Raw genomic sequence first — 12,982 nt, 5'->3', positions numbered from 1 at the left:
GTTGGTCGTGCCTATTTGGCGAAGGCGTCTTCAAGGAAGGCGGCGAGTTGGGCCAGATGCGTGCGCATCAACCCGGTTGCCGTTGAGGCCGAAGCCGGACGCCCCACATAGCGTACCCGCTGATTTGTCCGGCCCATCTGGTCCAGGACCCATTCAATATAGGGCTGGATAAAGGCCCAGGCACCCATGTTCTTTGGCTCTTCCTGACACCAGACGATCTCGGCGTTCTTGAAGCGATTGAGTTCATCAAGCACAGCCTTTGCCGGGAACGGATAAAGCTGCTCGACACGCAACAGATAGACATCATTGACGCCGCGTTTTTCGCGATCCTCCAGCAGATCGTAATAGACCTTGCCGGTGCACAGGATGACACGGCGGATCTGGTCGTCGCCTACCAGTTTGATATTGGTCTTGGCGGCGCCCGGTGCCTCGGCATCATCCCACAACAGACGATGGAAGCATGATTCAACGCCCATTTCGTCCAGACCAGAAACGGCCCGCTTGTGGCGCAGCAGCGATTTCGGCGTCATCAGGATCAACGGCTTGCGGAAATCGCGAGTCACCTGCCGACGCAGAATATGGAAATAGTTGGCCGGGGTGGTGCAATTGGCGACCTGCATATTGTCTTCAGCACACAATTGCAGGAAGCGTTCGGGCCGAGCCGAGGAATGCTCTGGACCCTGTCCTTCATAGCCATGCGGCAACAGCATCACAAGGCCCGACATGCGGAACCATTTACGCTCACCAGAGGAGATGAACTGGTCAATCACCACCTGTGCGCCGTTGACGAAATCGCCGAACTGGGCTTCCCAGATGGTCAGGGCGCGCGGTTCGGCAAGCGAATAGCCATATTCAAAGCCCAGCACCGCTTCTTCCGAGAGCATCGAATTGATGACCTCGAAGCGTGCCTGATCTTCGGCCAGCTTGTTGAGCGGGGTGTAGGTTGAATCGTTTTCCTGATCATTGAGTACCGAATGGCGCTGGCTGAAGGTGCCGCGTTCCACATCCTGACCACTCAGGCGCACGGGGTGCCCTTCGGTAACCAAGGTGCCGAATGCCAAGGCTTCGGCGGTCGCCCAGTCAATATTCTCGCCCGCCTGGATGGCACTCAACCGGTGATCAAGGAACCGTTTGACCGTCTTGTGGACGTGAAATTCTGCCGGAACCTTGGTCAGCAGCGCGCCAACTTCTGAAAGTCGATCAACCGGCACGCCTGAAGCGCCGCGACGCGGCCCTTCCTGTTCGGCCGGTTTGAAATCCTTCCACTGGCCATCGAGCCAATCAGCCTTGTTGGGACGATAATCCTGACCCGCCTCGAATTCGTTTTCGAGATTGGCGCGCCAGTCAGCCTTGACCTGATCAATCTCGGCTTCGCTCATCACCCCTTCGGCAACCAGCTTTTCCGAATAAATCTGCAGCGTTGTCTGGTGTGCCCGGATTTTGGCGTACATCAGCGGCTGGGTGAATGATGGCTCATCGCCTTCATTATGGCCAAATCGGCGATAGCAGAACATGTCGATGACAACAGGTCGCCCAAAACGCTGGCGGAATTCCACCGCCACCTTGGTGGCAAACACCACAGCTTCGGGATCATCGCCATTAACGTGAAACACCGGCGCCTCGATCATCTTGGCAACATCGGTGGGATAGGGCGACGAACGCGAATACATCGGGCTCGTCGTAAACCCGATCTGGTTGTTGATGACAAAATGCACCGACCCGCCGGTGCGATGTCCTTTCAGGCCCGACAGGCCCAGACATTCAGCGATTACGCCTTGCCCCGCAAATGCCGCATCGCCATGAATGAGCAGCGGCAGCACCATCGAACGGTCGGGTTTGACTACATCGAGATTGACCAGCTTGCCATTGGGGGCAATGTGTTGATCCTGCTTGGCGCGGGACTTGCCCAGAACCACCGGATCAACGATTTCGAGATGGCTGGGGTTGGCGGTCAGCGACAGATGCACCTTGTTGCCATCGAACTCGCGGTCTGATGATGCGCCAAGGTGATATTTAACATCGCCCGAACCCTCCACGTCTTCGGGATAAAATGCGCCGCCCTTGAATTCATGAAATAGCGCCCGATGCGGCTTGGCCATCACCTGGGTCAAGACATTAAGGCGCCCGCGGTGGGCCATGCCCAGCACGATATCCTTGACCCCCAGCGCGCCACCGCGCTTGACGATCTGCTCAAGCGCAGGGATCAGCGCTTCCGAACCATCAAGCCCGAACCGCTTGGTGCCGGTATATTTGACGTCGAGAAATTTCTCAAAACCCTCGGATTCGACCAGCTTGGTCAAAATTGCCTTCTTACCCTCAGGGGTAAAGGTGATTTCCTTGTCCGGCCCCTCGATCCGCTCCTGCAACCACTGCTTGGCCTCAGGATCGGAAATGTGCATGAATTCAATGCCGACCGTGCCGCAATAGGTGCGGCGTAGGATTTCAAGCATTTCAGGCAGGGTGGCGTATTCGAGCCCAAGATAATTATCGATGAAGATCTTGCGGCTGTAATCGGCGTCGGTAAACCCGTAGGTCGCCGGATCAAGCTCTGGTGCTGGCTCATCGGCCTTGAGCTTGAGCGGGTCAAGATCGGCATGAAGATGCCCGCGCATGCGATAGGCACGGATCATCATGATGGCACGAATTGAATCGCGCGTTGCCTGAAGGACGTCGCCGGCTTCCGCTGCCGGGGCACCAACCGCTTCGGCTTTTTTGGTCAGAGCCTTTTCGGTCTTGACCGCGATATCGCCCCAATCGCCATCAAGCGCTGAAACCAACTCGCCATTGGCACTCAGGGGCCAATCGCTGCGCGCCCATGAGGCACCCTCTGCGCTCTTTTGCGCATCATCGGCGCTATCATCAAGCCGGGAAAAAAACGATGACCAGGTCGGATCGACGCTGGCCGGATCAGTTTTGAACTGCGAATAAAGCTGTTCGATGTAGTCGGCGTTCCCACCATAGAGGAACGAGGTCAGCAAGAACGAGTCGTTCTTTTCCTGTCGTGTCATCGCTTTGTTACGAGGCGCACGCCCCGCCATCCTTTTCATCGGGCTGGCATCGCCAGCCGCACATGTCACCATCAAAGTTGATCAATAATGGTTGGTTATCCTTAGTATCCTGTTAAATCCCGCGGCGCCTCGCAAGGCGCCGCTTATCGCTCAATCGTGATCGCCGCCGCAGTTTTGGCGTACCATAGCCCCATACCCAAAACCCCAGCTACCAAAGTTTAACCCTTGAGCACTTCGGTCAGGGTCTTGCCGATACGCGCAGGCGACTTTGAAACTTTGATCCCTGCTGCTTCCATCGCTGCGATCTTGTCTTCGGCTCCGCCCTTACCGCCTGAAATTACGGCGCCAGCATGACCCATTGTGCGCCCCTTGGGCGCGGTCAGGCCCGCAATGAACCCGGCCATCGGCTTTTTGCGACCCTTCTTGGCTTCATCGATCAGGAACTGGGCTGCATCTTCTTCAGCCGAACCGCCGATTTCACCGATCATGATGATAGATTTCGTTGCATCGTCGGCCAAAAACATTTCCAGCATATCGATAAATTCGGTGCCCTTGACCGGGTCGCCGCCAATGCCGACGGCCGTGGTCTGGCCCAAACCCTCGTTGGTGGTCTGAAACACTGCTTCATAGGTAAGCGTGCCCGACCGCGAAACAATACCCACCGAGCCCTTGGAAAAGATCGAACCCGGCATGATGCCGATCTTGCATTCTTCCGGGGTCAGAACACCGGGGCAATTCGGCCCCAATAGCCGCGAGTTGGACTTTTCCAAGGCCCGCTTGACCTTGACCATATCGAGCACCGGCACACCCTCGGTGATGCACACGATCAACTCGATCTCGGCCTCGATAGCTTCAAGAATGGCAGCGGCAGCGCCGGCTGGTGGCACATAGATCACCGAGGCATTGGCGCCAGTCTTGTCGCGCCCTTCGGCAACGGTTGTAAAAATTGGCAGGGAAGCGGAACCGTCGAGCCCGCTAGTCCAGGTCTGGCCACCCTTTTTGGGATGAGTGCCACCCACCATCTGGGTGCCATAATAGGCCAGCGCCTGTTCGGTGTGGAACGTGCCGGTCTTGCCGGTCAGCCCCTGGACAAGAACTTTGGTATCTTTATTGACGAGAATGGACATGGAAGGCCTCTGATTTGGCTTGCCGAAAGGAAATGGACGATCAGGCGTTCTTGACGGCTGTCACGATTTTTGTGCAGCGTCATCCAGATCGTCGGCCGAAATCACGTTAAGGCCGGACTTGTCGAGGATTTCTTTGCCCTCTTTGACGCGGGTACCTTCAAGGCGCACCACTAGCGGCACCTTGAGACCGACTTCCTTGACCGCCGCAATCACACCCTCCGCAATCACGTCGCAGCGCATGATGCCGCCAAAGATATTGACCAGAATGCCTTCAACCGCTGGATCGGCCGTAATGATCTTGAAGGCGGCTGTAACTTTTTCCGTCGTCGCGCCACCGCCAACGTCGAGAAAGTTGGCGGGTTCTGCGCCATAAAGCTTGATGATGTCCATGGTCGACATCGCCAGCCCCGCACCATTGACCATGCAGCCGATATTGCCATCGAGCGCCACGTAAGCGAGGTCGAATTTTGACGCTTCGATTTCTTTCTCGTCTTCTTCGCTCATGTCGCGCAGCGGGGCCAGATCGGCATGACGGAACGCCGCATTATTGTCGAACGACACCTTGGCATCGAGCACCCGCAACCGGCCATTATCCATGACGATCAGCGGATTAACTTCCAACAGACTCATGTCGGTTTCGGTGAAGGCCTTATAGAGAACTGGGAAAAGCTTGGTCGCATCGTTGCGCGCCTCACCGGTCAGTGCCAGCGCGTCGGAAAGGGTTTTGACATCGGACGCAGTCACCCCGGCATCGGGGTCAATCGAAAGCGAAATGATCTTGTCAGGGGTTTCCTCGGCAACCGCCTCGATATCCATGCCCCCCTCGGTCGAAACGACGAAAGCGACACGCCCGGTGGTGCGATCCACCAACAGCGAAAGGTAAAGCTCGCGCGCAATGTCGGCGCCATCTTCGATATAGAGGCGATTGACCTGCTTGCCAGCCGGGCCGGTCTGCTTGGTCACCAGCGTATTGCCCAGCATTTCCCTGGCATGGGCCACGACATCATCAATGCTCTTGGCCAGGCGCACGCCGCCCTTGGCCTCGGCACCCAATTCCTTGAACTTGCCCTTGCCGCGCCCCCCGGCGTGGATCTGGCTCTTGACCACATAGAGCGGTCCCGGCAGTGACCTGGCAGCGTCCGCCGCCTCGTCGGCGGAATAGATCGCAACGCCTTCGGCAACCGGGGCGCCAAACGATTTAAGCAGCGCCTTGGCCTGATGTTCGTGGATATTCATGTCTAGCCCTTCCGTGCGGCACTCATTTGAGTGCTCTGGCACCCAGCCGCATGATGGACCGGGGTAAATTTGATTGTGCGAGGCTTCGCAATGTGCGTGCCCCTTTAGTCAAAAGCCGCCCCGTTTCCGAGGGCGGCTTTATTTATGTGCTAGGCCAGCGCCGGCGCTATTTTCTTGCACGCCTCGATCAACCCCTCAACCGCCGACACTGACTTATCAAACGCCTTCTGTTCAGCAGAGTTGAGTGAGATTTCGATGACTTTTTCGACCCCATCGGCGCCGATCACTACCGGCACGCCGACATAAGTGTCCCTGACCCCATATTCACCCGAAAGGAACGCTGCAGCAGGCAACACCCGCTTTTTGTCCTTGAGATAGCTTTCCGCCATCGAAATGGCCGAGGCGGCGGGCGCATAAAACGCCGATCCAGTCTTGAGCAAACCAACGATTTCAGCACCGCCATCGCGGGTGCGCTGGATGATCTCGTCGAGCTTGTCCTTACTCATCCAGCCCATCTTGACGATATCAGTCAACGGAATGCCGGCAACTGTCGAATAGCGCGGCAATGGCACCATGGTGTCGCCGTGCCCACCCATAACGAACGCGTTGACGTCTTCAATCGACACATTGAGCTCGTCGGCAATGAAATGGCAGAAGCGCGAGCTGTCGAGCACGCCGGCCATGCCGATTACCTTGTTGGACGGCAGGCCAGAGAATTTCTGCAGCGCCCAGACCATTGCATCGAGCGGGTTGGTAATGCAGATAACGAAGGCGTTCGGCGCATATTTGGCGATGCCGGCACCAACCTGGCCCATGACCTTGAGGTTGATTTCGAGCAGATCATCGCGACTCATGCCGGGCTTGCGGGGAACGCCCGCTGTAACGATGATCACATCGGCGCCCGCCAGATCCTTGTATTCGGACGTGCCGGTAATCTTGCCGTCGAACCCTTCGACTGGTGCAGACTGGCTCAAATCCAGCGCTTTGCCCTGCGGCACCCCGTCAACAATGTCGAACAGAACGACATCGCCGAGGTCCTTGAGGGCCGCTAGATGGGCCAGAGTTCCACCGATCTGTCCAGATCCGATGAGAGCAATCTTTTTGCGCGCCATAAGCATCCATCTCCGACTATGTTGAATTTGGCCAGTTTCTTACGCCCTGACCTTTAATGAGGCAAGTGAACCGTTCGTCTAAAGCGCATACCCGATTGGTCATGGGGGCTTGCCGAAATATCATGCCTCCGGCGGCCCCGTGTCACGCAGCGCCTGCGCCAGATATTCATCAGAACTCATTTCCATCAATCGCGACGCCGTGCGGGCAAATTCGAAACGGGTCTTGTCATCCTGCCCCAACGCCTCGATCGGCACCGCAAAACTGGCACCCAGCTTGACGCCACGATCATAAAGGTTGTCGATCAAAAGGATAAACCGCTTGGCCGCATCGGTGCGCACCCGGCTGAACTGGGGCACATCATCAATCAGGATGGTGTCAAACGCATGGGCCAGGCGCACATAGTCACGCACCCCCAAAGGCTTTTCGCAAAGATCGGCAAAATCAAATCGCGCCGCACCCATTGCCGCCAGCGGCACGTGAATTTGTCGTCCAAGACTTTCAACGCTGGTGGGCCTGGCCTCGACGCCACCCGTCACCCGTGTCCAGAGCTTGTCCATCCGCGCCCGCGCGGCGTCGCCCTCGCCAATGGCGTAAACTTTCTGACCGACAAATTTTTCACGCCGATAGTCGCGCGCCGCCGGGAGCGCCGCCACTGTTGTATTGGCCTTGAGCAGTTCGATGAACGGCAGGAACAAGTGCCGGTTCAGACCATCCTTGTAGAGGCCGTCCGGCGCGACGTTGGACGTCGCCACCAGCACAACACCATTGGCAAACAATTGCTCGAACAGGCGCTGCAAAAGCATGGCATTAGTGATGTCGTGCACATGAAATTCGTCAAGGCATAACAGCCGCGATGTCTTGATGATCGGCTTCACGACGGCCGCTATCGGGTCGCTGTCATCGCCTCGTGCCTTGGCTTTTTTGCGAAACTGCGCAATGCCGACATGGATCTCGTCCATGAACTGGTGAAAATGCACGCGCCGCTTGCGAGGCTCGGCAACGCTCGAATAGAACAGATCCATCAGCATGGTCTTGCCGCGCCCGACATCACCATGCAGATACGCACCCGTCACCTTGGCAGGCGCATCAAACAAGCGTGCCAGAAACCCCACGTTCCGCGGATTTTTTTCAAGCGCCCGCGCAATGTCGTCGAGCAATCCGGCAGCTTCGAGTTGGGCTGGATCACGGTGCAGGGCCCCACGCTCGATCAGGGCGGCATAGGCCACGCTGACCAGTCCGTCGCCGGGAACTGTCAAAGGTTCGGAAATCATCAGGAAGCGCTGCACAAAAAAGGGGCACGAATGCCCCTCCTTAGCAGTCCGACTTTAACGGGTCATTGAAATTCCCTGGCCACCCGATGTGGTGCCGATATAACCGCCACCGTTCTGGGCAACTGCTGCGACCATATTATTGTTTTCGTCAAATATCTGGACCTGATTACCCACCTGCTGCCAGGACGCAACATTAGTCAGACCCGGCATGGCGCAACCCGGTGCAGACGCCCGGAATTTGCTGGTGCCGGTCTTGGTGGTCATCGGCAGATTGAGCCGACAACGCGAAACACCGGAAACCACGGTCCAAACGCCTTCCGGACCAGCGCTAACGCCACCCGAACTTGCAGCCAGCGGATCAAGGCTGACAAATGAACTGTCATTGGCGCTCGCTGTCTGCGTGGGGGTGGTTGAAACCCCGCCCAGTACCGGCTGGCCCGACAATCCCGGTGCGGGAGCCGCACTTGTGCCAATCGCCGGCAGGGACTGCGTTGCAACGGTTGAATTGGCGACCGCTGGCAAGCGCTGTGGCGCTGGCAAAGTATTGACCGGGGGCTGGGCCGTCGAGCATCCTGCCAACACTACCGCCATCGCCGCAAATCCTGCAACGGAGAATGATCCGCGTGTCCAATCCGTCATTGGCGTGCTCCTGCCATAAGGCTTAACAAAAAATAAACGTCGGGGTTTATAGCCAAAGCCCCGTCCCGGTTCAATCGCCGCAATCGAGTGAACTATCAACTATAGTATTGTGGCAACCGTGGGGGTGCAATGTCTGGAACGCAGAATTGTTGCAATCAATCATTGGCTTGTTGGCCAGTCAGCCCAACATTTCGCGTAATAGATCATCGGCGAGCATCCGTGCGTCGCGCACTTCTTCTTCGGGAACCTGAATTGGCACCCCGCCTTTGCCGAAGACAGCACCAACGCCGGGCAGGCCGCCATCGCCACTCTCGAGCGGATGAAAGCCGTGGGCGCGAAGGGCGGTGATCAGCACCCGCGCCATCGACGGGTCCTCAACCTGGGCGATGATCTCAAACATGACGGCACCCTCGGTTGATCACGGCATTGCGCTTAAAACTATCAGGCGACCTTGCGTTCGACCATCATCTTCTTGATCTCGGCAATGGCTTTGGCCGGATTGAGGCCCTTGGGGCACACCTTGGCACAATTCATGATCGTGTGGCAGCGATAGAGTTTGAAGGGGTCTTCAAGATCATCGAGCCGGGCCTGCGTGGTTTCGTCACGACTGTCGATCAGCCAGCGATAGGCCTGCAGCAGTGCCGCCGGACCAAGATATTTTTCCCCATTCCACCAATAGCTCGGGCACGACGTCGAGCAACAGGCGCACAGGATACACTCATAGAGCCCGTCCAGTTTGCTCCGCTCCTCGATTGATTGTTTCCACTCGGTCTTGGGTGTTTCCGAAGTCGTTTGCAGCCATGGCTCGATGGCGCGGTGCTGGGCATAAAAATTGGAAAGATCCGGCACTAAATCCTTGACCACCGGCATGTGCGGCAAGGGATAGATCTTGATCGCGCCGGTCGAGTCATCCATGCCCTTGGTGCAGGCCAAGGTATTGAGCCCATTGATATTCATCGAGCACGATCCACAGATGCCCTCGCGGCAGGAGCGGCGCAGCGTCAGGGTCGGATCGACTTTGTTCTTGATCCACAACAACCCGTCCAGAATCATCGGCCCGCAATCGCTGGTATCAACGAAATAGGTGTCGATCCGCGGATTGGCATCGCTGTCCGGATCATAGCGATAGATGTGATATTCGCGCAGCGACTTGGCGCCCGCAGGTTTTGGCCATGTCTTGCCTTTGGCGGGGCGAGAATTTTTTGGGAGCAGCAGCTCAACCATATCCGGCGTTCCTTATTCTAAAGCTTAGTAGTTCGGCTTGCAGATCTGGTTCGATTTGGCGACGTAGGTATTGTAGGCCACGGCATATTTCGGATCGAGCGTCTTGCCCTTCATTGAGGCAATAACCACCGCCATGAAATCGCTGTCGATCAGGCGGGGCGTTGCTTCTGCCTTGCAACTGCACAGTGTTTCATTATGGGCAATGCCCATGCAGACCGAATGAAATTCAGTCTTTTGCGCTGCACTTGGCGGCGCCGCCAAAACCGGGAGCACCAGAAAACTGGCCACAAGGCCCCCTAGTGCCATTACCGACCAACCCCCCGGTTTCATCGCAGCTCCTTGCGGATCATCAATTTTAATCCCGACCACACATCGTCAACAGCGCAGACTTTGACGTCGACCAGACCCAACGGCAAAACCACAGAACGAATGACGTCTTCGGTAATGTCGGTAGCAATCTTTGCTGCCTTTTTGGGCCATGAAATCCAGACCATGCCATTGCGCGCAATGGCATCCATCATCGGCCGGGCCAGCTTTTCGAGCACGGCGCGCGCCGACGTGAACAGAACTATGACATCAAAACCGGACCAGTCACGCCCGAACTGATCAACCTCGATCTGCGCAACGTCCAGAAAATTGCGCGATCCGATCAGTTCACGCTGCGCCGTTGGCAGATCAATGAACAGCACGCGCTGCCCATCCCTGAGCCCCAGCTTTTGTGCCAGCGGCGTGCCAGAATATCCGGCGCTCGATCCCATCAGTAAACGCGCACTTTCGGCGCAATCTTCTTGAGGTCGATGCCGCCATCGCTGTGCGGGGTCAGGGGATCAACATGGACTGGCCGATAACCCAGTCGCACCTTGCCCGCATCATCGATCCAGCTTAACGAATGCTTGCGCCACGCCACATCATCGCGGTCGGGGAAGTCCTCGCGGGCGTGGGCACCACGGCTTTCGTGCCGCGCTTCGGCCGAAACCACTGTGACCATGGCATTAGCCATCAGGTTTTCCAGTTCCAGCGTTTCCACCAAATCGGTATTCCAGATCAGCGACCGGTCGGTCACCTTGACGTCGGGCAGTCGCCCATAAATTTCGCTCATCCGCGCGACGCCCGACTGCAGCGTTTCCCCGGTGCGGAAAACGGCGGCGTCTTCCTGCATCGTGTGCTGCATTGCATCGCGCAACTCAGCCGTCGGTTTGGAACCGTTGGCGTTCCGCAAACGATCAAACCGCGCCATGATCTTGTCGTCCTGCGCTTTGTTGATCGCTGGAATTGGCGCGGAACGATCAATGACTTCCCCGGCGCGCAACGCGGCGGCGCGGCCAAAGACCACAAGATCGGTCAACGAATTGGAACCCAGTCGATTGGCGCCATGCACCGAAGCACACGCCGCTTCGCCCACAGCCATCAGACCCGGCACGATCCGGTCCGGTTCAGCATCGGTCGGGTTGAGCACTTCGCCATGATAATTGGCAGGAATACCGCCCATATTGTAATGGACCGTCGGCAGCACCGGGATCGGCTCGCGCGTCAGATCGACGCCAGCAAAAATCTTGGCCGATTCGGTAATCCCCGGCAGGCGCTGATGCAGCACTTTTGGATCCAGATGATCCAGATGCAGAAATATATGATCCTTTTTAGGACCAACGCCGCGCCCTTCGCGAATTTCCAGCGTCATACAGCGGCTAACCACGTCACGGCTGGCCAGATCCTTGGCATTGGGCGCATAGCGCTCCATAAAGCGTTCGCCTTCGGAATTGGTCAGATACCCGCCTTCTCCGCGCGCGCCCTCGGTAATCAGAACGCCAGCACCATAGATGCCGGTGGGGTGGAACTGGACAAATTCCATGTCCTGAAGCGGCAGACCAGCGCGGGCTACCATGCCATTGCCATCACCGGTGCAAGTGTGGGCCGAAGTCGCCGAAAAGAATGAGCGACCATAGCCGCCGGTTGCCAGAACCGTGCTCTTGGCGCGGAAGCGATGCATCGTGCCATCATCGAGCTTCCAGGCAATCACGCCCTCACAGGCACCATCATCGCCCATGATCAAATCGAGCGCGAAATATTCGATGAAGAACTGCGCATTGTTGCGCAACGACTGGCCATAAAGCGTGTGCAGGATTGCGTGGCCAGTCCGGTCCGCCGCAGCACAGGTGCGCTGCACCGGCGGGCCATCGCCAAATTCGGTCATGTGCCCGCCAAATGGGCGTTGATAGATATTGCCTTCTTCGGTGCGCGAAAACGGCACCCCGTAATGTTCAAGCTCATAAATGGCGGCTGGTGCCTGACGGGCCAGATATTCCATGGCGTCATTGTCGCCAAGCCAGTCCGATCCCTTGACAGTATCGTACATATGCCACTGCCAATTATCGGGGCCCATATTGGAGAGCGAGGCGGCAATACCGCCCTGTGCCGCGACCGTATGTGAGCGCGTCGGGAAAACCTTGGTGATGCAGGCGGTATTAAAACCCTGCTCGGCCATGCCAAGCGTCGCGCGAAGGCCAGCGCCGCCGGCACCAACAACCACCACATCGAATTCGTGGTCGATGATTTCGTATGCAGATGCCATTGCCCGCTAACCCCAGATTACCAGTTTCAATATTGCGATAACCCCGATCAGCCCGACCCCGAGGCAAAACAGGGTATTGAGCATCAGGCTCAAGCGATTGGTGCGCGGATCCTGAACATAATCCTCAACGATCTCGACCATGCCGATGCGCATGTGCACCAACGCCACCACCAGCAGCACCGCCAGAATGATGCCAGCAATCGGATTACCAACGACGCTGATCATTTCGGCCCGGTCGGCCCCCGCCAGCCGCACCACCATCCAAACCAGAAAGCCTACAAGCAGCACATTGACCGCCCCGGTCCAGCGCTGGGCAATGAAATGGCGCGAAGCGGCCTTGCCGTCGCCATAGCTGGTTTTTGGATCGGCGATAGTCTGAGTGGTTATTACTTTTTCGCGCATTACCCTACCCACACAAAGATTAGCCACACCAGGAGCGTCAGCACGATCGAGACGATCAGATTGGCCCAGGCCAGCTTTTCGCGCTCACCCGGCTCCATGCCGATGATATTGTCCCAGAGGAAATGGCGCAGCCCACCCAGCATGTGATGAAACAATGCCCAAGTGTAGCCGAACAACACAAGCTGGCCGAACCAACTCCCGTAAAGGGCATTGACGCTGGCAAATGCCCCCTCGCCAATCGCAGCCGCCGCCAGCCAGATCACCAGCAGTAACGTACCGGCATAAAGTGCAATGCCGGTGGCGCGATGAAATATCGACATCGCCATGGTAATGGTCCAGCGATAGATTTGAAGATGCGGGGATAAAGGACGGGGTCGGACTGCCATGTGGCCT

At 57.3% G+C, this 12,982-nt stretch carries 12 protein-coding genes and 1 pseudogene; all 13 read right to left on the bottom strand.

Going from position 1 to position 12,982, the window contains the following annotated elements:
• Positions 1-11: 11 nt before the first annotated feature.
• The gene (locus PSQ90_RS08915; RefSeq protein ID WP_282209988.1) at positions 12-3,008 is read right to left on the bottom strand and encodes a 2-oxoglutarate dehydrogenase E1 component; all 2,997 of its coding nucleotides are present in this window, start codon (positions 3,006-3,008) and stop codon (positions 12-14) included.
• A 218-nt stretch (positions 3,009-3,226) separates the two neighbouring features.
• Complete coding sequence (gene sucD / locus PSQ90_RS08910; protein WP_282209987.1) at positions 3,227-4,135, bottom strand: succinate--CoA ligase subunit alpha; 909 nt, start codon at positions 4,133-4,135, stop codon at positions 3,227-3,229.
• Between the two features lie 40 nt (positions 4,136-4,175).
• A pseudogene (gene sucC, locus PSQ90_RS08905) lies at positions 4,176-5,371 on the bottom strand (ADP-forming succinate--CoA ligase subunit beta).
• Between the two features lie 149 nt (positions 5,372-5,520).
• Positions 5,521-6,483, bottom strand: a complete 963-nt coding sequence (gene mdh, locus PSQ90_RS08900; RefSeq protein WP_282209986.1) for a malate dehydrogenase — start codon at positions 6,481-6,483, stop codon at positions 5,521-5,523.
• A 120-nt stretch (positions 6,484-6,603) separates the two neighbouring features.
• The gene (gene zapE, locus PSQ90_RS08895; protein ID WP_282209985.1) at positions 6,604-7,755 is read right to left on the bottom strand and encodes a cell division protein ZapE; all 1,152 of its coding nucleotides are present in this window, start codon (positions 7,753-7,755) and stop codon (positions 6,604-6,606) included.
• Between the two features lie 54 nt (positions 7,756-7,809).
• Positions 7,810-8,394, bottom strand: coding sequence for an AprI/Inh family metalloprotease inhibitor (locus PSQ90_RS08890; RefSeq protein WP_282209984.1), 585 nt, complete (start codon positions 8,392-8,394; stop codon positions 7,810-7,812).
• 178 nt (positions 8,395-8,572) lie between these two features.
• Positions 8,573-8,794 (bottom strand): hypothetical protein, encoded by a 222-nt coding sequence (locus PSQ90_RS08885; RefSeq protein WP_282209983.1) that lies wholly within the window; start codon positions 8,792-8,794, stop codon positions 8,573-8,575.
• Positions 8,795-8,835: 41 nt separating this feature from the next.
• Positions 8,836-9,618 carry a succinate dehydrogenase iron-sulfur subunit gene (locus PSQ90_RS08880; RefSeq protein WP_282209982.1) on the bottom strand — a complete coding sequence of 261 codons (783 nt, stop codon included), beginning with the start codon at positions 9,616-9,618 and terminating at the stop codon, positions 8,836-8,838.
• Positions 9,619-9,642: 24 nt separating this feature from the next.
• Positions 9,643-9,948, bottom strand: coding sequence for a hypothetical protein (locus tag PSQ90_RS08875; RefSeq protein WP_282209981.1), 306 nt, complete (start codon positions 9,946-9,948; stop codon positions 9,643-9,645).
• On the bottom strand, positions 9,945-10,376 hold the full coding sequence (locus tag PSQ90_RS08870) for a DUF3052 domain-containing protein (protein WP_282209980.1): 432 nt from the start codon (positions 10,374-10,376) through the stop codon (positions 9,945-9,947). Before PSQ90_RS08870 ends, PSQ90_RS08875 begins: the two co-directional genes overlap by 4 nt.
• A complete protein-coding gene (gene sdhA, locus PSQ90_RS08865) occupies positions 10,376-12,187 on the bottom strand; it encodes a succinate dehydrogenase flavoprotein subunit (protein WP_282209979.1) in 1,812 nt (603 codons plus the stop codon). Before sdhA ends, PSQ90_RS08870 begins: the two co-directional genes overlap by 1 nt.
• A gap of 6 nt (positions 12,188-12,193) precedes the next feature.
• On the bottom strand, positions 12,194-12,589 hold the full coding sequence (gene sdhD / locus PSQ90_RS08860) for a succinate dehydrogenase, hydrophobic membrane anchor protein (protein ID WP_282209978.1): 396 nt from the start codon (positions 12,587-12,589) through the stop codon (positions 12,194-12,196).
• Complete coding sequence (gene sdhC / locus PSQ90_RS08855) at positions 12,589-12,975, bottom strand: succinate dehydrogenase, cytochrome b556 subunit (protein WP_282209977.1); 387 nt, start codon at positions 12,973-12,975, stop codon at positions 12,589-12,591. Before sdhC ends, sdhD begins: the two co-directional genes overlap by 1 nt.
• Between the last annotated feature and the right edge of the window lie 7 nt (positions 12,976-12,982).

The sequence above is a fragment of the Devosia rhodophyticola genome, assembly GCF_028816475.1.
GTDB classification, from domain to species: Bacteria; Pseudomonadota; Alphaproteobacteria; order Rhizobiales; family Devosiaceae; genus Devosia; species Devosia rhodophyticola.
Note: the sequence above shows the minus strand (reverse complement) of the source record. Positions and strands in the feature narration are given on the sequence as shown.

Excerpts from the sequence above, each read along its gene's own strand:
- PSQ90_RS08915 (WP_282209988.1), bottom strand. The coding sequence starts at position 3,008 with ATGACACGACAGGAAAAGAACGACTCGTTCTTGCTGACCTCGTTCCTC.
- sucD (WP_282209987.1), bottom strand. The coding sequence starts at position 4,135 with ATGTCCATTCTCGTCAATAAAGATACCAAAGTTCTTGTCCAGGGGCTG.
- mdh (WP_282209986.1), bottom strand. The coding sequence starts at position 6,483 with ATGGCGCGCAAAAAGATTGCTCTCATCGGATCTGGACAGATCGGTGGA.
- zapE (WP_282209985.1), bottom strand. The coding sequence starts at position 7,755 with ATGATTTCCGAACCTTTGACAGTTCCCGGCGACGGACTGGTCAGCGTG.
- PSQ90_RS08890 (WP_282209984.1), bottom strand. The coding sequence starts at position 8,394 with ATGACGGATTGGACACGCGGATCATTCTCCGTTGCAGGATTTGCGGCG.
- PSQ90_RS08885 (WP_282209983.1), bottom strand. The coding sequence starts at position 8,794 with ATGTTTGAGATCATCGCCCAGGTTGAGGACCCGTCGATGGCGCGGGTG.
- PSQ90_RS08880 (WP_282209982.1), bottom strand. The coding sequence starts at position 9,618 with ATGGTTGAGCTGCTGCTCCCAAAAAATTCTCGCCCCGCCAAAGGCAAG.
- PSQ90_RS08875 (WP_282209981.1), bottom strand. The coding sequence starts at position 9,948 with ATGAAACCGGGGGGTTGGTCGGTAATGGCACTAGGGGGCCTTGTGGCC.
- PSQ90_RS08870 (WP_282209980.1), bottom strand. The coding sequence starts at position 10,376 with ATGGGATCGAGCGCCGGATATTCTGGCACGCCGCTGGCACAAAAGCTG.
- sdhA (WP_282209979.1), bottom strand. The coding sequence starts at position 12,187 with ATGGCATCTGCATACGAAATCATCGACCACGAATTCGATGTGGTGGTT.
- sdhD (WP_282209978.1), bottom strand. The coding sequence starts at position 12,589 with ATGCGCGAAAAAGTAATAACCACTCAGACTATCGCCGATCCAAAAACC.
- sdhC (WP_282209977.1), bottom strand. The coding sequence starts at position 12,975 with ATGGCAGTCCGACCCCGTCCTTTATCCCCGCATCTTCAAATCTATCGC.